Origin of the sequence: Algoriphagus marinus, assembly GCF_001936475.1 — a bacterium.
Lineage (GTDB): Bacteria > Bacteroidota > Bacteroidia > Cytophagales > Cyclobacteriaceae > Algoriphagus > Algoriphagus marinus.
Genome location: NZ_MSPQ01000007.1, coordinates 48,868 through 66,042, shown reverse-complemented (window position 1 = coordinate 66,042; position 17,175 = coordinate 48,868). Strand labels below are relative to the sequence as shown.

The 17,175-nt window shown below is 40.4% G+C and carries 16 protein-coding genes; 14 read left to right on the top strand and 2 right to left on the bottom strand.

Annotation, left to right across the window (positions count from 1 at the left end):
- Positions 1 to 335: 335 nt before the first annotated feature.
- The 12 genes from BVC88_RS12360 to BVC88_RS12305 all read left to right on the top strand — a co-directional run bounded on the left by BVC88_RS12360 (position 336) and on the right by BVC88_RS12305 (position 13,150).
- The gene (locus tag BVC88_RS12360; protein ID WP_075351015.1) at positions 336 to 2,000 is read left to right on the top strand and encodes a S41 family peptidase; all 1,665 of its coding nucleotides are present in this window, start codon (positions 336 to 338) and stop codon (positions 1,998 to 2,000) included.
- A gap of 192 nt (positions 2,001 to 2,192) precedes the next feature.
- Positions 2,193 to 3,518, top strand: a complete 1,326-nt coding sequence (locus tag BVC88_RS12355; RefSeq protein WP_075351014.1) for a Zn-dependent hydrolase — start codon at positions 2,193 to 2,195, stop codon at positions 3,516 to 3,518.
- Between the two features lie 68 nt (positions 3,519 to 3,586).
- On the top strand, positions 3,587 to 4,042 hold the full coding sequence (locus BVC88_RS12350) for a RidA family protein (protein WP_075351013.1): 456 nt from the start codon (positions 3,587 to 3,589) through the stop codon (positions 4,040 to 4,042).
- Positions 4,043 to 4,136: 94 nt separating this feature from the next.
- Positions 4,137 to 4,892, top strand: a complete 756-nt coding sequence (locus tag BVC88_RS12345) for a fibrobacter succinogenes major paralogous domain-containing protein (protein ID WP_075351012.1) — start codon at positions 4,137 to 4,139, stop codon at positions 4,890 to 4,892.
- 27 nt (positions 4,893 to 4,919) lie between these two features.
- Positions 4,920 to 5,618 carry an SIR2 family NAD-dependent protein deacylase gene (locus BVC88_RS12340; RefSeq protein WP_075351011.1) on the top strand — a complete coding sequence of 233 codons (699 nt, stop codon included), beginning with the start codon at positions 4,920 to 4,922 and terminating at the stop codon, positions 5,616 to 5,618.
- A 172-nt stretch (positions 5,619 to 5,790) separates the two neighbouring features.
- Positions 5,791 to 6,729: a DUF5996 family protein gene (locus tag BVC88_RS12335; protein ID WP_075351010.1), complete on the top strand. Its 939-nt coding sequence runs from the start codon at positions 5,791 to 5,793 to the stop codon at positions 6,727 to 6,729.
- 8 nt (positions 6,730 to 6,737) lie between these two features.
- On the top strand, positions 6,738 to 8,081 hold the full coding sequence (locus tag BVC88_RS12330) for a flavin-containing monooxygenase (RefSeq protein WP_075351009.1): 1,344 nt from the start codon (positions 6,738 to 6,740) through the stop codon (positions 8,079 to 8,081).
- 9 nt (positions 8,082 to 8,090) lie between these two features.
- Positions 8,091 to 9,197, top strand: a complete 1,107-nt coding sequence (locus tag BVC88_RS12325; protein ID WP_075351008.1) for a serine hydrolase domain-containing protein — start codon at positions 8,091 to 8,093, stop codon at positions 9,195 to 9,197.
- A gap of 10 nt (positions 9,198 to 9,207) precedes the next feature.
- Positions 9,208 to 10,542 carry a YfcC family protein gene (locus tag BVC88_RS12320; RefSeq protein WP_075351007.1) on the top strand — a complete coding sequence of 445 codons (1,335 nt, stop codon included), beginning with the start codon at positions 9,208 to 9,210 and terminating at the stop codon, positions 10,540 to 10,542.
- Positions 10,543 to 10,558: 16 nt separating this feature from the next.
- Positions 10,559 to 11,578 (top strand): L-glyceraldehyde 3-phosphate reductase, encoded by a 1,020-nt coding sequence (gene mgrA / locus BVC88_RS12315; RefSeq protein WP_075351006.1) that lies wholly within the window; start codon positions 10,559 to 10,561, stop codon positions 11,576 to 11,578.
- Positions 11,575 to 12,771, top strand: coding sequence for an MFS transporter (locus tag BVC88_RS12310; protein ID WP_089153085.1), 1,197 nt, complete (start codon positions 11,575 to 11,577; stop codon positions 12,769 to 12,771). Before mgrA ends, BVC88_RS12310 begins: the two co-directional genes overlap by 4 nt.
- A gap of 37 nt (positions 12,772 to 12,808) precedes the next feature.
- Positions 12,809 to 13,150, top strand: a complete 342-nt coding sequence (locus tag BVC88_RS12305) for a zinc ribbon domain-containing protein YjdM (protein WP_075351005.1) — start codon at positions 12,809 to 12,811, stop codon at positions 13,148 to 13,150.
- 51 nt (positions 13,151 to 13,201) lie between these two features.
- Here the strand turns inward: BVC88_RS12305 and BVC88_RS12300 are convergent, their stop codons facing one another.
- A complete protein-coding gene (locus BVC88_RS12300) occupies positions 13,202 to 13,993 on the bottom strand; it encodes a hypothetical protein (RefSeq protein WP_075351004.1) in 792 nt (263 codons plus the stop codon).
- A gap of 200 nt (positions 13,994 to 14,193) precedes the next feature.
- On the opposite strand from BVC88_RS12300, the gene BVC88_RS12295 reads away from it, so the two are divergent.
- Together BVC88_RS12295 and BVC88_RS12290 are read left to right on the top strand one after the other, a co-directional pair.
- Entirely contained in the window at positions 14,194 to 15,318 is a 1,125-nt protein-coding gene (locus BVC88_RS12295; RefSeq protein ID WP_075351003.1) for a pyridoxal phosphate-dependent aminotransferase, read from the top strand.
- Positions 15,318 to 15,878: a GNAT family N-acetyltransferase gene (locus BVC88_RS12290; RefSeq protein WP_075351002.1), complete on the top strand. Its 561-nt coding sequence runs from the start codon at positions 15,318 to 15,320 to the stop codon at positions 15,876 to 15,878. The genes BVC88_RS12295 and BVC88_RS12290 overlap by 1 nt, the downstream gene beginning before the upstream one ends.
- On the opposite strand, the gene BVC88_RS12285 is transcribed toward BVC88_RS12290, so the two are convergent.
- Positions 15,875 to 17,095: an Nramp family divalent metal transporter gene (locus BVC88_RS12285; RefSeq protein ID WP_075351001.1), complete on the bottom strand. Its 1,221-nt coding sequence runs from the start codon at positions 17,093 to 17,095 to the stop codon at positions 15,875 to 15,877. The genes BVC88_RS12290 and BVC88_RS12285 overlap by 4 nt on opposite strands.
- Positions 17,096 to 17,175: the final 80 nt, after the last annotated feature.

The following is a 17,175-nucleotide window of genomic DNA, read 5'->3' as shown; positions in this document are numbered from 1 at the left end:
AGCTTATTGATTTACCTAACGAACTAAAGATATGCAATATTGGGAAGTAAGTCAGAAGAATAAATGTAGGATTTGATAAAGTAAAATCTCAATAGTTGATCGAGCTTACTCAATTACGCTTTTTGGAAGCTTTCGTTTTATGATATTGGGACAAAAAGATGGTTTCAACAGAATTTCCTAGAAAGCATTTTTATGAAAAATTAGCAGATGGAGTTATGGTGGGAATTGAGATTTAGGAGATCTTGCGGATAGGATGAAAGACTAGTAAAAGTCATAAATCGGCTCATCAAAAATTATCCAAACGCTAAACGCACTTCAGTAATCTTGTTCAATCCATGAAATATATTTTTTCTCTTGTCCTCTGTTTTCACCTTACCAATGCATCGAGTCAAATAAACGAGTTTCAAAAAAATGAACGCTTTATTCGGATTTGGGGAGTATTGAAATATCATCACCCTGAGATCAGTGATGGGAAATATGATATTAATGAAGTGTTTTTAAAAGAATATCAAAAGCTGCAAACACTAGAAACCAGCGAAGCTTTTGATAATGAAATGCTTGACTGGATCGGGGGTTTTGGATTAAACCATCTCGAATCAAAGAAAAAGCACGCCTCGGACAATAGCTTTACTTCAAACTTTAGATACGAATGGATCGATGAATCTACATTTAGCCCAGCGCTTACGGATCTACTTCATCAACTTACTACTAACAGCAACTACCAAAATCACTACGCCAAAGCCAATAAGTTAAGCAGCTCAGTGGGTTTCAGCAATGAACTCCCTCTGTTAGATTTTGATGCTTTGCTAGAAGCACATCGACTCTTATTTCTTGCATCCTTTTGGAATGCGATGAATTATTGGAATGTCAATACTTACCTAACAGCTACTCCTTGGGATGAGGTGATCACTGAATTAATTCCAGAATTTATGGAAAGCGGGAAGGTGAATTTTGAGCAATCCAAAGAGCATTTGTTTAGCCACTTGAATGATTCGCATTCAGATTATAGCGACAGTTATACGCTCAATGCCATAAGTCATTTCCCGAATTTCGGAGGGCGAATAATCAATGACTCCTTGGTGATTACTTCGGTATATCGTCAGGAATTTTATGAAGTGGATTCCTTGGCTAAAGGAGATGTGATTTATGCGGTGAATGATACCGCTCTTGAAGAATATTATACCGCCAAGTTTTCGAAAGTCATCAGTGCCTCCAATCAAAATTATTTGAGAAATGCTATTGAAAAGACCTATTTATTGGCTTCAAATGAAGACTCTATTCAAGTCAATGTCTTGAAAAATGACGGTCGAAACTTCAAGCAATTCATTCGATTAAACCCCTTGCAATATCCTGCCGAAAAATATTCTCGCATGTGGCCTCCAGAAACGGAGGCATGGAAAGAAATAAATTCAGAAATCGGATACATCAATTTGAATAATATTGACAAGTCGCAATTGGAGGAAGCATTCGGTCATTTTGAGAATTTCAAAGGCATCATTGTCGACTTAAGAAACTATCCAAGGAATATTGATGCAGATGATATCGCAAAATACCTCTATCCAGAAAAAAAGATTTTCATGAATGCACTTACCTCACTAGCACCATCCTATGGAGAGTTCATCACGAGTACAGCGTTAAGTTTTATAAGCAACCCATTCGAGGCCGGAAAACGAAATAAATCCTATTTCAAGGGCAAAGTCATTCTTCTTGTGGATCGGGGAACTGCCAGCAAGGCCGAGTGGATTGGCATGGCTATTCAGGCTTCTCCCAATTGTATGACAATTGGGGAAAAGACTTTTGGTGCGGTGATGAATAGAAACCCTATACCTCTCATCGATGGTACATCGATTGATTTTACCGGAGTTGGAGCCTTTTACCCATCCGGTGAAGGAGTGCAGCGAAATGGACTAAAGCTGGATATGGAAATAAAAGAAAGTGCGATAGGCTACGATAAAGATTTATATGTTGATACTGCGGTAAAACTGATTTATAAAGAGTAGTAGTAATTGTAATCCTTTCTTAAACGTAGAACCTCAATAAAAGCAATTTAGAATCGAATCATTGACGTAGTTAAAAAAATGCCTTCCTAACCAAGCAATAATGCATTTAAAAAGGAATTAGAATACAAACAGTCTACATTCTCTTTTTCTCCAAAAATCTTTAACTTATCCCACAACGATACTTGATTCAACATGAGCAGAAGATCCTTTCTTAAAAAAACAGCACTAACCGGTTTTGGATTGACCGCATTTGGTTGGCTGGACTCCCAAGCAATTTCTTTTTCCCAAAGCCTTCCGAAAGTAAGCCGCCAGCGGATTGAAGATCGGATTCAGGCGCTGGCGAAGTTTGGGCAGGATGAAAATGGACATGGGTATCGGGTAGCTTACACCCAAGGGGATATTGAAGGTAGAAAATGGTTTATGGACCTGATGCAAAAGGCAGGACTAAATCCCCGCATCGATGCAGGAGGAAATATCATAGGAAGACGAGCAGGGAACAACTCGGCATTGAAGCCTATCGCCTTCGGTTCACATATCGATATGGTTCCGGATGGGGGAAATTACGATGGGACTTTAGGTTCACTTGCTGCATTAGAAGTCATCGAAATACTGAATGAAAACAAGATGACGACCGAGCATCCTTTGGAGGTTATTGTTTTTGGCAATGAAGAAGGTGGACTGATCGGTAGTAAGGCGATGGTGGGGAAACTCAGCTCGGATGGTTTAAAACAAATCAGTCAAAGTGGCTTGGTCATGGGAGAAGGAATTCGAGCCATTGGAGGAAATCCAGAAGACATAGGAAGTGCGGAACGCAAGAAAGGAGACCTTCATGCCTGGTTGGAATTGCATATTGAGCAGGGAGGAATTCTGGATAGCGAAAACCTTCAAATTGGAGTGGTAGAAGGAATTGTGGGGATTCTGGATTGTGAAATTACCGTGGAGGGATTTGCCAATCATGCAGGAACTACCCCAATGAAACTGCGGAAAGATGCCTTGCTGGCCGCATCCAAACTGACGGTAGCCGTCAATGAAGTCATCAATAGTGTTCAAGGGACCCAAGTGGGAACTGTTGGAAAAATCGAAGCTTTTCCCGGAGCTTACAATGTTGTTCCCGGCAAGGTAATGATGGGTTTGGAGATCCGAGATTTGTCATTTGAAAAAATCGAAATGCTCTTGGGAGAAATTGAAAAGCGTGCACAAGTTATCGCAGCCGAAACTCAGACGAGTATTCACTTCCGGCGAGAGCCGAGTTTCAATCTTCCTGCCTTGACCGATTCAGCAGTTCAGGAAAAAATAAATGCGGCTGCCAAAGCTCTGGGACTCAAAACCAAATACATGCAAAGTGGGGCAGGCCACGATACCCAGCAAATTTCTCTGATTGCTCCAGTAGGAATGATTTTCGTCCCAAGCGTCGGAGGAATCAGCCATTCGCCTAATGAATTCACCAAAGGGGAAGACATGGAGAATGGAGCGAATGTGCTTTTGCATACCATTTTAGCTTTAGATCAGCAGGGGTAGAAAAACTCAAAGCTTATTTTTGAATCGATTCTCTGCCTAAGTTCCCTCTTTTAAAACATGACTATTTTATGAAACTCATTACATTATTAACAGTAGCTTTTTTTTCTGTGTCATTAGGTTTTGCGCAGGTAAACAACTCCAAATCAGAAGCAATCTATGTTTCATCTGAGGAATTTTCAGCCCTCAATCTCCCATTTTCGCAAGCTGTCATCTACGGTGATGTTATTTATGTGTCAGGACAAATTGGAAACATAGGTCTAAAACTTGTTGAAGGAGGGATCATTCCAGAGGCCCAGCAAACCATGTTGAATATTAAAAATATCTTAGAAGAAAATGGCTCGTCGATGGACAATGTCATAAAATGCACCTGCATGCTGGCTGATATGAGTGAATGGCCGGTTTTGAATAATGAATACCTAAAATTCTTCCCAAATAACAAACCCGCAAGAAGTGCCTTTGGTACAAATGGATTAGCATTGAATGCGCGAGTGGAAATAGAGTGTATGGCTTATATAAAAAAATAAGTGATTCAAAATCAAAATATTCGGAAATCTGGAAAAGGCCGTCAAACCTTGTAAAAATCTAGTTTTGGATTTAGTTTTAGAAAAACCAAAGCGAATGAATCTGTACCCCAAACATCAAATCAATCCTCTGATTAGCCTATTTGTTATTTTTTCTCTATTTCTAGCCAGTTTTGGATGTGGGGAAAAGGATCAGGATGAGGATTCGATCTTGACGCTGATCGATGCGGATGGCAATGTTTATCAGACCATTAAAATGGGTAAGCAGATTTGGATGGCTGAAAATCTAAAAACCACCAAATACAACGATGGTAGCCCGATCACCTTATACACGGTAGAAAAACATGGAAATAATTGGGGAAGTATCAATAACCAGGAAGCTTTTTACCAATGGGCCGCAACCCAAGATTTAAATAATGTGGTAGACAAAGAGATGCCCTTTGATTACTATGGGGCTATGTATAACCATTTTGCTATTGAAAGTGGAAAACTCGCTCCAAAAGGCTGGCGCATCCCGACTGAAGCTGATTTTAGAGAATTGGAGAAATTCCTGGCAAGTGAGGGGCATTCCGGCGACGAAGCTGCCGTACTCAAAACAGCGACAGGATGGCTAACAAGCAGTGGAGGAGGCACCAATTTATATGGCTTTGATGGATTGCCTAATGGCTATGGATCGGCTTTCGGGACTTCTACTTTTAGTGAAGGGATTTGCACTTGGGCAACTGCTGATGTATCTGGAGAGAGTCTCCCTTCCAAAAGAAGGGTTTTGGTTTCCCTTTTTAAAGAAAAAACCATCTGGTTCGACGATGCCGCCATTCAGGTCGGCGCGGGTATCCGATTGATAAAGGAATAATGCCTACACCATTCCCATTATAAAACCATGAATTCTAAAAAAAGACTAGTCGTATTATCCGGGGCGGGGGTTTCTGCCGAAAGCGGGATCAAGACCTTTCGGGATTCGGGTGGACTTTGGGAAGGGCATGATGTGATGGAAGTAGCTTCACCTCAAGGCTGGCGGAGAAATCAGGCACTAGTTCAAGACTTTTACAATCAGCGGAGAAAGCAAGCTCGGGAATGTCTTCCCAATGCTGCGCATCGCGCCCTAGCGGATTTGGAGGAGTTTTTTGAGGTAGATATCATCACCCAAAATGTCGATGATCTACATGAGCGTGCAGGTTCCACCAAAGTACTCCACTTACATGGAGAGTTGAGTAAAGCCCGAAGTTCGATGGATCCAAAGCTTGTGTATGAGTTGGATCATTGGGAGATCAAAGCAGGAGATAAGTGCGAAAAAGGATCGCAGCTTCGTCCACATATAGTTTGGTTTGGAGAGGAAGTTCCGATGATGATTCCTGCAATCAATCTGGCAAAAAAAGCTGATTTCTTTTTGGTGATTGGGACCTCCTTACAAGTATACCCAGCAGCTGGATTGGTGGATTATGTGCCAAATCAGGCGAAATTATTCCTAATTGACCCGAACGGGGCAGCGTTAAGTATGCGAAGGAGCGTGAAGGTCTTTTCTGAAAATGCGACTTCCGGAATGGAGAAAGTGAAAGCGATATTGATGGGAAACCTTTGAGATTTTTTTACCACATAGAATCTAAAAATAATAATCCCCAAATCCCTTAACTCCTAATCTCTATTCTCCTAATCCCTTTTCCCTAATATCCATTCTCCCAATCCCCGACATTCTTACAATAATATTTTTCACGTCATATAAATAGCATAAATTGGAGTTCTAATTTTTAGCTATGGCAAATAAGAAAAATACTTGGCCTATACTTCAGTTTGATGAGCTGAAGGATACGATTTATCTCTTACATCATTGGACTCAAATCGTAGGGAAAGTTCGTCTGAAAAAGTCTCCATGGCAAAATCACTCCTGGCATGTGACACTTTATGTGGAATCTCAAGGATTGACTACTGGATTGATTCCCTATGAAAACGGGTCTTTCGAGATCAGAATGGATTTTATTCACCATGAGTTGAGGATTAAGACCACCAACGGTACACAGGATCGTTTTTCTTTAGCAGGGCAGACGGTGGCTAGTTTTTATCAGCAGTTGATGGAAAAGCTGAAATTCCTTGGGATTCAGGTTAAGATTCATCCGATTCCCAATGAAATGCCCGATCCAATCGCTTTTGCCAAAAACAATAAGAAATTCATTTACCAGGCAAATGCTGCTCAGAAAATCTGGAAAGCGTTGGTTTATGTCAATAAGGAATTCAATTCATTTAGATCCAAATTCACTGGAAAGAGTAGCCCCGTCCACTTTTTTTGGGGCTCTTTTGATTTGGCATATACACGGTTTTCGGGTAAAAAAGCTCCTGTTTTTGAAGCAGATGTTCCTAATATCCCAAAGGCTGTCATGCAGGAATCCTATTCCCATGAGGTGTTCAGCGTTGGCTTTTGGCTGGGAAATGAGTCTTTTCCAACTCCCTCATTTTATGCCTATTGCTACCCCAATCACCCGGAATTTAAAGAAGAGACTGTCCAGCCAAAAGAAGCTTATTGGAGTTCAGACATGGGAGAGTTTTTACTTCCGTATGAGGTAGTACAGAAGTCCTCAAATCCTGAAGAAACACTTCGATCTTTTCTGCAAAGTACTTACGAAGCTGCAACAAAGGTTGGAAATTGGGATCGGGAGAGTTTAGATTGCGATTTCTCGCATTTTGATCAGAAAAAATGAATTATTGAATGAAGCCAAAGATTGCTGTAATCGGAGCGGGCCCCTCTGGAATAACCGCATTAAAAAATCTCGTTGACCAAGGTTTGGATGTGACAGCCTTTGATAGAAACTCTGAAGTGGGAGGAAATTGGATCTATTCAGAGAATGAAAGTCACTCCAGTGTTTTTGAGACTACTCATATTATTTCTTCCAAGAAGCTATCGCAATACGAGGATTTTACTTTTGATGACTTTGATCCTGCTGTTTCTGATTACCCTTCTCATGTTGAGTTACGCCGTTATTTTCAGGCTTATGCAAGAAAATTCAACCTTTATCCATTCATCCAATTTGAGACCTTGATTACCCATTGCGAATGGAAAGGTCCAGAAGCTTGGGAAGTGACTTTTGAAAAAGGCGGAGTCTCCCAAACCGAAACCTTCACCCATTTGGTAGTTTGTAATGGACATCATTGGAAACCCAGATTTCCGGAATATCCTGGAGAGTTTTCAGGGGAGTTTATTCATTCGCATAATTTTAAAAAAGCTGCGCCTTTCACTGGAAAGAAAGTTTTGGTGATCGGAGGGGGTAACTCTGCTTGTGATGTGGCCGTGGAGACCAGCCGAGTTTCAAAGCTTACTGCGATTTCCTGGCGACGTGGATATCGGATTGTCCCTAAATTCTTTTTCGGAAAGCCTTCGGACGTCGTCGCAGAGCAAACAAAATGGCTTCCTGTGAAAGTGAGGTCTTTTTTTAATCAGCTGCTTTTGAAGATCATGCTCGGCGACAATAAACTCTATGGACTTCGGCCCGTCACTGAGCCATTTGGATCTACACATCCCACCATCAACGACGAATTACTTCTTAAAATCCGACATGGCAAAGTCAAGCCGAGATTGGATATCAAACGATTTGAAGGAAAGAAAGTAGTTTTTGAAGATGGAAAAGAGGAAGAATATGATTCCATTGTTGCCTGCACGGGGTATTGGTTGAGTCATCCATTTTTCAATCGTGACTTTATCAATTATTCCGAAGGACCGGTTCCACTTTGGTTGAAGATGTTTCATCCGACTGTTTCGAATGTTTATTTTATCGGCATGTTTCAGCCGCTGGGATGCATTTGGCCAGGCGCTGAGCTTCAGAGCAAATTGATGGCTCAGGAAATCATTGGAAAATGGAAGCGACCGGAAAATATTCAGGAGCTTTGTCAAAAAGAAGTCAGTAACCCGCATTACAAACAAATTGATACTCCAAGACATACCATTACGGTGGATTTTCACCTTTTTGTAAAAGAATTGAAAAAGCAATTGCCGAAAAACTACGTGTCTAAAATGGTCGTGGCAAAGTCTCAAGAAAAGGAACTGAATCATTCTTAAAATGAACTGATGGCCAAAAAAATCAAATTTTTTCTTTTCATTTTGATCTTTTGGGTGGCGGCGTTTTTAGCTTGGGAGTGGTGGAATAGTTTCCCTAAAGTAAATCTTGTGAAGTTCGCTCCAGAGGAAGGGATGAAAGGAAAGCTTGATTCTATCCTTTTTCAAGCCATAAATGAATATAGGCTTCCGGGTGTTTCGGTAGCCTTGGTGAAAGATGGAAAAGTGGTTTACCTCAACGCCCTTGGTTATCAGAATTTAGACACCAAAGAAGCGCTCACCGACACCACTTCTATTCCTGTAGCCTCTGTATCCAAAATTTTCACAGCGCTGACGCTTGCAAATACCGCCCTTTCCATAGAAAAAAAGACATCAGATTTCCTTCAGGATTCACTTTTTAAAAAATTTCCGCCACTTAGTTTTCATCAACTTCTGGAGCATAAATCGGGTCTTGAAGCAAATAGATCTTTTGCTTCGCTTTTATTGGGAAAGCGAAATCCCAGCTTAAATGAGTGGGGTATTGAATTCCTTGAAAAAATGGAATTTACCCAAAGAGGCGATCAGCCCATGGTCTATTCAGATTTGAATTATGATTTATTGGGCTTTTGGCTGGAGAAAAGTAGGGAAGGTGAATTTCAGGAGCAGGTTTCAGCGCAAATATTTGAACCCGCAGGAATGGATCAGAGCCGTTTTGTCAAATTTGACGATTGGGATTCTGTAGCCATCACAGGATATCAGGGTACTTTTCTTTGGAAAAGATTGGCAGAAAAACAGTTGAAACTCCAGGTTTATCCCTCTCCGTCAACAGGGCTTCTGACAAGTACACAGGATATGAGCCTGGCATTGATTCATTTGCTTCGGGGTGATATGGGGAATTTTGAGGAAGAGCTCGCCTGGCTAGATGATCCTGAAAATGCGAAACTATTGGGCTTTCAAAAAATCAGAATGTTGGATTCAGACTGGATTGGACATTTTGGTGGGCAGGCTGGCTACAGTTCCTTTTTCTTTCTTTCAAAAAATGAGAATACAGGAATCTTCTTATTTTTCAATCTGAAAGACCCTGAGGAGTATCGACTTGAACTTTCAAAGAAACTATTGACCCAACTTTTGCAAAAATGAATTTAGGCCTATGAAGCTATCCTTTCCACATCCGATTATCATTCTGTTAATTTTTATTTCTATTGCTGGGATTTCCACCTATTTCATTCAATCCGGAAGTTTTGATCGGGTTTTGGATGAGGCGACAGGTAGAGAAGTGGTAGTTCCTGGTAGTTTTAAGGAAATCGAAGATGTGAATGTAGGCTTGGGAGATATATTGGTTTCCATTCCTGCAGGTATTATAGAGCGAGCAGATGTGGTGGTATTGATTCTTTTACTTGGAGGAGCATTTTTTGTAATTGAGAAAACGGGAGCACTTCAAGTGGGGATCGAATCCTTGATTTATCAATTTAGAAATCATCCGTATTGGCTTTTTTACCTTCTGGGTTTTATATGTTCGATCTGTGGTGGGGTCTTTTACATGTCGGAAGAGTTTATCGGATTAATTCCCATCTTCATCTTACTGGCAAGGAAGACACAGTACGATTTGCGAGCTATTCTTTCGATTGGAGTAGGCTCTGCGGCTATTGGAGCTGCATTTTCGCCCTTTAATCCATTTGGATCTATGCTTGCCATGAAAATTGCTCAAGTAGATCCCTCGGCGGAAGTAGTATATCGAATGATCTTTTTTGTCATTGCGGTAGGAGTCTGGATCACTTATCATGCAAAGTTTGGCAAATTAAAAGTTGCGAATGAATCTGCGATAGAAATCAAAAAAGTAGTGATTTCTATTCAACACCGGATTATTTTGAGCTTGACCCTTGCGGGAATTGGCCTGATGGTTTGGGGAGTCGCGATCCAAGGTTGGGATTACAATCAAATGGGAGTGATGTTCTTTGTGATTGGTTTTATCTGTGGATTGATTGGCGGATTGGGCTTGAACGGAACGGCTCGAACTTTCTCAGCAGGCTTTTCAGAAATGATTTTTGCGGGAGTTGTAATTGGATTAGCACAAGCGATTTACCTGATACTGGACCAAGGAAAAGCGATTGATCCGATTATTTATGCATTGCTCCAACCTCTGGAGACTCTTCCAAATCAAATCGCTGCGGTTGGGTTATATGTTTCCCAAGCGCTCATACATATTCCAGTGCCGAGCACTTCAGGACAAGCGGTGTTGACCATGCCTTTGGTGACTCCATTGACTGATCTATTGGGAATGTCTCGGGAAATAGCTGTTCTGACCTATCAATATCCCGGCACCCTAATGGATATGATGACTCCGACTAACGGAACAATTCTGGCGATCTTAGCCGCCGCCAATATAAAATTCAATGATTGGGTGGCTTATATCTGGAAATCTTGGCTGCTAATTATGGGGATTGGTTTGTTGGCAGTAATAATCGCTTTATTTTCGATTTCTTAAACCTAAAATAGAAAAAATGGATATCAACGATCATAACCCACTATTGCCTTATCAACCAGCAGCCGATCGCTATCATCAGATGAACTATCGTCGTTGCGGGCATAGCGGACTTCAATTACCTGAAATTTCACTTGGCCTTTGGCACAATTTCGGTCATAATTCGGATTTCACCCTAGCTAGAAAAATTCTAAGAAGAGCATTCGACTTAGGAATTTGTCATTTCGATTTGGCTAATAATTACGGTCCTCCTTTCGGATCTGCTGAGGAGAATTTTGGTAGAATCCTAAAAAAGGATTTTTCAGGCTTACGAGATGAATTATTGATTTCCTCGAAAGCAGGTTGGGATATGTGGCCGGGGCCTTATGGGAATTATGGGTCAAAGAAATATTTGGTAGCAAGTTGCGATCAAAGTCTCAAGCGAATGGGACTCGATTATGTAGATATTTTTTATCATCACCGACCGGATCCTGATACTCCACTAGAGGAAACTATGGCAGCTTTGGATTTGCTGGTAAGACAGGGAAAAGCGCTATATGTGGGTATCTCACAATATTCAGCGGAGGATACGCAGAAAGCATATGATATCTTGAATCAAATGGGTACTCCATTATTGATTCATCAACCACGCTACTCGATGATTGATCGCTGGGTGGAAAATGGATTGATGGATGTCTTGGGAAATAATGGGGTAGGGAGTATCGCATTTTCACCTTTGGAGCAAGGGATGCTTACTGATAAATACCTGAAGGGAATTCCAGAAGATTCTCGTGCTGCGAAAGATGGTCGTTATTTAAAGGCTGATCAGATTGGTGGTGAAAAGTTGGAGATGATCAGATCGCTCAATGAAGTTGCTAAAACCAGAGGGCAGAGTCTTGCTCAAATGGCTATTGCTTGGTTGCTTAAAGACCCACGAATCACTTCAGTGTTGGTAGGGGTATCCAAGCCGGAGCAATTGGATGATAATGTCGAAGCTGTGAAGAATACCAAATTTACAGAAGCTGAGATAAGTCAAATCAAAAAAATATTAGGTATTTGAAACCTGGCTTAAATTCACGGAGTGCCCTGATTTTGATCGTTATAGCTCAATTTCTAGGCACTTCGCTTTGGTTTGCGGGGAATGCAGTTGCACCCGAACTTGGGATATTACTTGGCAAGCCTGGGATTATTTCTTGGATTACCTCTGCAGTGCAGTTGGGCTTTATAGCAGGGACCTTAGTTTTTGCATTTCTGAGTATTCCTGATCGTTTTCCTCCTGCCAAAGTCTTTCTTTATTCCGCAATTCTTGCCTCATTTTTTAATATTTTGATCACGATATTACCTCTCAATCTGGCGATCATATTGACCTGTAGGTTTTTGGTGGGCTTTTTCTTGGCAGGGATCTATCCAGTTGGGATGAAAATAGCAGCTGATTATTTCGAAAAAGGGCTTGGTGCGGCATTAGGGTTTTTGGTTGGGGCATTAGCACTAGGCACAGCTTTCCCTTATTTAATCAAAGGCTTGAATTTGAGTTTCGATTGGAAGATTACCTTTTATGTGACTTCTTTATTGACCCTCCTAGGAGGTCTTATTATTAGTTTTTTTGTTCCCAGCGGACCCTATCGAAAATCTAATTTGGCGTTCGATATAGGATTGATCCCAAAACTCTCTAAAATAAAAGGTCTAAAAAGTGCTGCCTCAGGTTATTTTGGACACATGTGGGAGATGTACACGTTTTGGGCCTTCCTTCCATTAGTGATTGTTCATTTGAAAGGTTCAGAAGTCTCCGGTTCGTATGAGAGTTTGCTGACATTTTTTGTGATTGCGGCAGGCGCGATTTCCTGTGCAGTCGGAGGACTGCTTTCTAATAGATTTGGAAGTCGAGCAGTAGCAACCACAGCGTTAATAGGCTCTGGTATATGTTGCTTGACTTTGATTTTGGTACAGGAAACGACTCCTGAAGTTTGGATTTCATTGTTAATTTTGTGGGGAATTTTGATCACTGCTGATTCCCCTCAGTTTTCGACTTTAGTGGCTCAAAGTGTTATTCCTGAATACAGAGGTACTGCTTTGACTTTGGTCAACTCGTTGGGCTTTTTTATTTCAGTGGTCAGCATTCAATTTGCACAGGTTTTATTGAACTGGTTTTCAATAGTAGAAGTGTTATCTTTTTTGGTGATCGGACCAATTTTGGGATTGAGTTTGTTTCGGCTTTTTTACCTGAAAGCTAAAGCTTCCCCAAAAACATATTGAGTTTGGCTTGTTGTTTTTATTCTAGGTAAATTGCCTCATGGAAAATTTAGAACCTTGCCCAGCTTGTAAATCTCCCTATACCTATGAAATGGATGGGAAATTAGTCTGTCCTGAATGCGGATTTGAGTGGGAATCAGCATCAACTGAAGAAATTCAAGAGGAGGGATTTGTGGTAAAAGATTCCAATGGTACGATTCTATCTGATGGTGACGCAGTAGTTATCGTAAAAGATCTACCGGTAAAAGGAGCTCCGAAACCTATCAAGGCCGGAACAAAGGTAAAAAGCATCAGACTGGTGGAAGGTGATCATAACATTGATTGCAAGATCGATGGGTTTGGATCCATGGCTTTGAAGTCTGAGTTTGTAAAAAAGGCATAAAAAAGGAGGCTACTGTCTCTAGCCTCCTAACTCGTAGCCTAATTTACCGAACTACCTAACTACGTTTTCTAATGTTGCTAAGTAAACCCATTTTTGGTCCCTACTGTTTAATCCCTCATTAACAGCTTTTCGTTGTGCTTCTGTTTGGTTCATGTCCTCATAAGCCTGTGAATTGAAAAACTGCATGTAGTCCTTATACATATTCACCGTCAAGTGGGTTGATTTTGCTTCAGATCCGAGCGGTAGAGCGGTTCTCATAAAACTCCAATGCCCCATTAAACCTTGTTCGATTCGCTTCTGATGTATAGGTTTAAATACCTCAGATTCAGCTTTTTCGTAAGCGTCAAATTTGCCTTCATTTGCCTTCATTAAGTCAAATGATGCCAATACACCCGGCTTGATTTGAAAATTATCATTTGTCTCGGCAATTTCCCGCATATAAAGTCGCATAGGCATATCTCGCATTGCTAAAGATTCCTCAAAGATCTTTCTTACCTGACTTTCATTCAAATGAGGATAGGCGATTTTAGTGTATTCAATCATGGATTCCTCGTTTAAACCATCCATCATTTTCACGGGATCATCGTAATGCGTCACCATTATGTATTGAAAATCAGCTCGGTCTCCTCCTGATTGAAGGGACCAAAAATCCCATCCGGTGATTTTTTTGTCGTTGAGCGCCTGCCTGTATACTTTTTCCATTAAATCTTTGAATTCGATGTAGTCGAAGATTTGATCATTTTCAACTTTAATGAATTCAAACACTGTAAACTGAGTTTGTTGAGCTAAAAGGATATTCGCCCAAAACACTCCACAAACCAATAAAATAATTAACTTTTTCATAGAAAATTGGGTTTAGAATTATTCGTGCTTTCGATTAATTTAAAAAATTATTTTGTTATTAATGTTAAATAGAAAAGATAATTTTATTTTATATGTTAAAATCAGAATTTTACAAAATTTAAAAATGTTGTACCGAAAATGTAATTTTTTTAAAATACTTGAGCAAACATTAGTATTTTAACAACCAAATTGATCAAACTATGAACGGACTATCAAGAAGATCATGGCTAAAAAAAGCTTCACTAGGAAGTGGATTAGCGATGTTGGGAACGACTGGTGTAGTGACTTCACTCACAGCAGAAGAAATTAAGAAGTATAATCCAAGACCTTTGGACGGCCCAATCCGATTGGGATCGAATGAAAATCCTTATGGACCTTCAGAATCAATGCGTGCTGCTATGACCAAGGGATTTGATAATGGATGTAGATATCCATGGGGGTACAATGGGGATCTGGTAAAAATGATTGCTGAAAAAGAAGGAGTTCCAGAAGATCATATCGTGTTGGTAGCAGGATCTACTGAAGGCTTGAAAATCGCTGGGATTACATTCGGTGGGGGCGGAGAGATCATCTCTTGTTCACCGACCTTTCTTTCGATGATGTCCTATGCTGAACTTTGGGGTACAGAAATCAATTGGGTTCCCTTGAATAAAGATCTTGATTTTGATCTGGAGGAGATAGAAAAGCGGGTTTCTTATAAAACGAAGATGGTTTTTCTATGTAACCCGAATAACCCGACAGGTAAATTACTTCCGGCAAACCAAGTGGTTGATTTTTGCAAAACTGTTAGCAAAAATGCCGTTGTCTTTTCGGATGAAGCATATTACGATTACATCACGGAGGCTAATTACCCATCTATGGTCGAGCTTGTAAAGCAGGGATATGATGTGGTAGTTTCCAGAACCTTTTCCAAGGTTTATGGATTGGCAGGTATCCGAATGGGGTATTTGGTAGCGAAGCCTGAATTGGCCAAAATGCTTTCTGATCGTGTCGTTGCCAATACGAATATCATGGCTATTGAAGCAAGTAAAGCGGCTTTAATGGACAAGGATTTTTATAATTTTTCACTTCAGAAAACCAAGGAAGCCAAAGCAATGATTACCAAAACTTTGGATGATTTGAAATTACCATACTTAGATTCTCATGCCAATTTTATCTTTTTCCAATCTGGAAGGGATATCAAGGAATTGAATAAAACCATGTATGACAAAGGCTTTATCATTGGGAGACCATTTGAGCCACTGAATGACTGGTGCAGGATTTCCACAGGAACGCTTGAGGAAGTAGCGCTGTATAATAAAGCCATTCAAGAAGTACTTGGTTGATGCTAAATCCCAATTTAATTTTGGAGAATGATTACATCCTGCTCAGACCTATATCTGAGCAGGATTTTTCTTTGCTACAAGCTCTGGCAGATGATCCAAGTTTATGGATATATTTCACTCAGGATTTGAGTGTTGAATCAGATTTTTTAAAATGGGTGGATCCAGCGATGCAAGCTCAACGATTACAGTTTGTGGTAATCGAAAAGGAGCGTAACCAGATAGTTGGAAGTACAGCTTTTGGGAATTATTCCTCGGCAGACCAAAGAATTGAAATAGGCTGGACTTGGCTTGGAAGAGCATTTCATGGCTCGGGGATCAATCTTCAAATGAAACTGCTGATGGTTCGATATTGCTTTGAGGTATTAAATCTCAAAAGGGTGGAAGTAAAAACAGATGTTTTGAATCTTCCTGCCAGAAAAGCTTTGATCAAAATGGGATTTGTAGAAGAGGGAGTTCTTAGGTCACATACTCAAATGACCCATAACAGAAGAAGAGATACTATTTATTACAGTCTTTTGGATACCGAATACGATGACTTTCTAAAAAAACATGAAGGTTAACCCAAAACAGTCCAGATACTTTTTAAACCGAGAAGAAGCGTAATAAGCCATATTAAAACAGCTGTCAAAGTTTGAAAAAGGTTGTTTTTAAAATCCCCTAAAATTGATCGCTGAGCTGCGATATAGATTATCCAGCCGCTGATTAGAGGCAGCAAAATCCCATTTGCCAATTGGGCTAAAGTGATTAATTCGATCGGTTTGATTCCCAGAGAGGAAAAAATAATTCCCAATCCAACGATCAAACTCATTGCGATGCGCATTGGTCCGGACTTGATTTCCTGACTCCAATTCAAAACTCCGCAAATCACCAAAGCACCGGCGAGTGGAGCTGTAATTGAGGAAGTTAGCCCTGCTGCCAAAAGCCCAAATCCCATCAGGTATTTAGCATAACTTCCAAAAACCGGTTCCAATCCTTTTGAAACATCAATCGCATTGCTGATTTCTCCACTGATATTGGCTGCACCAACCATCAGGATTGCCATAGAAACTAATCCTCCCAAAATAATTGAGATTCCAATGTCCTTCCTCATCCAAGCTAACTGTCTTGGATCCTCCCATCGATTTTTTGCAAGACTAGCATATAAAAATAGATTGTAGGGGACTACAGTCGTACCAATCAATGCCACAATGGTAGTCAGTTCCGCTGGATTGATCGAGGGAACAAAGCCTTTGAAAACCAAGCTCCAGTCTGGTTTGGTAAGGAAAGCAGTGATGATAAATGCGAAAGACATGAAGATAACCAGACCCACCAAAACTCTTTCTAAGGTTTTGTAGGTACCCAACCATAAAAGAGCCAATGCAAAAATTCCCAATAAAAAATTCCCGGATTGTAAGCTTACATCTCCAATCTGAAATACTGGTGATTCCCAAAATATCTGTAATCCAAGATTGCTTCCGGAAATATTTCCAGATTCGTAGGCAGCGTTTCCTAATCCAATGGCTAAAAGAACCAATCCTATGCTTAGAAACTTTAAAAGAGGATGCTGTTTTTGACTTTGAATTAGCTGCCCAAGGTCTTGTCGGGTTACGATTCCAATTCTTCCTGAGATTTCTTGCAAAACTACCGTAGCGACTACAGATAGTAAAAGTGCCCAAATCAATGTGAAACCAAAGTTTACCCCAGCTAGTGTACATACAGTAACAGTTCCCGGTCCTATAAATGCAGCAGCGATGATTGGACCAGGTCCAAGGTTCTTAAGAAAAGATTTTAGCTTCAAGGGTTTCTTTTTTGCCAAAATAGGTATTTAGGGCAGATTTTTTGTAGTTTTTGATATCAGATTAAAGCTTTTTCTCCGCT

Coding starts and splice junctions, on each gene's coding strand:
- BVC88_RS12360 (WP_075351015.1), top strand. CDS start 336: ATGAAATATATTTTTTCTCTTGTCCTCTGTTTTCACCTTACCAATGCA.
- BVC88_RS12355 (WP_075351014.1), top strand. CDS start 2,193: ATGAGCAGAAGATCCTTTCTTAAAAAAACAGCACTAACCGGTTTTGGA.
- BVC88_RS12350 (WP_075351013.1), top strand. CDS start 3,587: ATGAAACTCATTACATTATTAACAGTAGCTTTTTTTTCTGTGTCATTA.
- BVC88_RS12345 (WP_075351012.1), top strand. CDS start 4,137: ATGAATCTGTACCCCAAACATCAAATCAATCCTCTGATTAGCCTATTT.
- BVC88_RS12340 (WP_075351011.1), top strand. CDS start 4,920: ATGAATTCTAAAAAAAGACTAGTCGTATTATCCGGGGCGGGGGTTTCT.
- BVC88_RS12335 (WP_075351010.1), top strand. CDS start 5,791: ATGGCAAATAAGAAAAATACTTGGCCTATACTTCAGTTTGATGAGCTG.
- BVC88_RS12330 (WP_075351009.1), top strand. CDS start 6,738: ATGAAGCCAAAGATTGCTGTAATCGGAGCGGGCCCCTCTGGAATAACC.
- BVC88_RS12325 (WP_075351008.1), top strand. CDS start 8,091: ATGGCCAAAAAAATCAAATTTTTTCTTTTCATTTTGATCTTTTGGGTG.
- BVC88_RS12320 (WP_075351007.1), top strand. CDS start 9,208: ATGAAGCTATCCTTTCCACATCCGATTATCATTCTGTTAATTTTTATT.
- mgrA (WP_075351006.1), top strand. CDS start 10,559: ATGGATATCAACGATCATAACCCACTATTGCCTTATCAACCAGCAGCC.
- BVC88_RS12305 (WP_075351005.1), top strand. CDS start 12,809: ATGGAAAATTTAGAACCTTGCCCAGCTTGTAAATCTCCCTATACCTAT.
- BVC88_RS12300 (WP_075351004.1), bottom strand. CDS start 13,993: ATGAAAAAGTTAATTATTTTATTGGTTTGTGGAGTGTTTTGGGCGAAT.
- BVC88_RS12295 (WP_075351003.1), top strand. CDS start 14,194: ATGAACGGACTATCAAGAAGATCATGGCTAAAAAAAGCTTCACTAGGA.
- BVC88_RS12290 (WP_075351002.1), top strand. CDS start 15,318: ATGCTAAATCCCAATTTAATTTTGGAGAATGATTACATCCTGCTCAGA.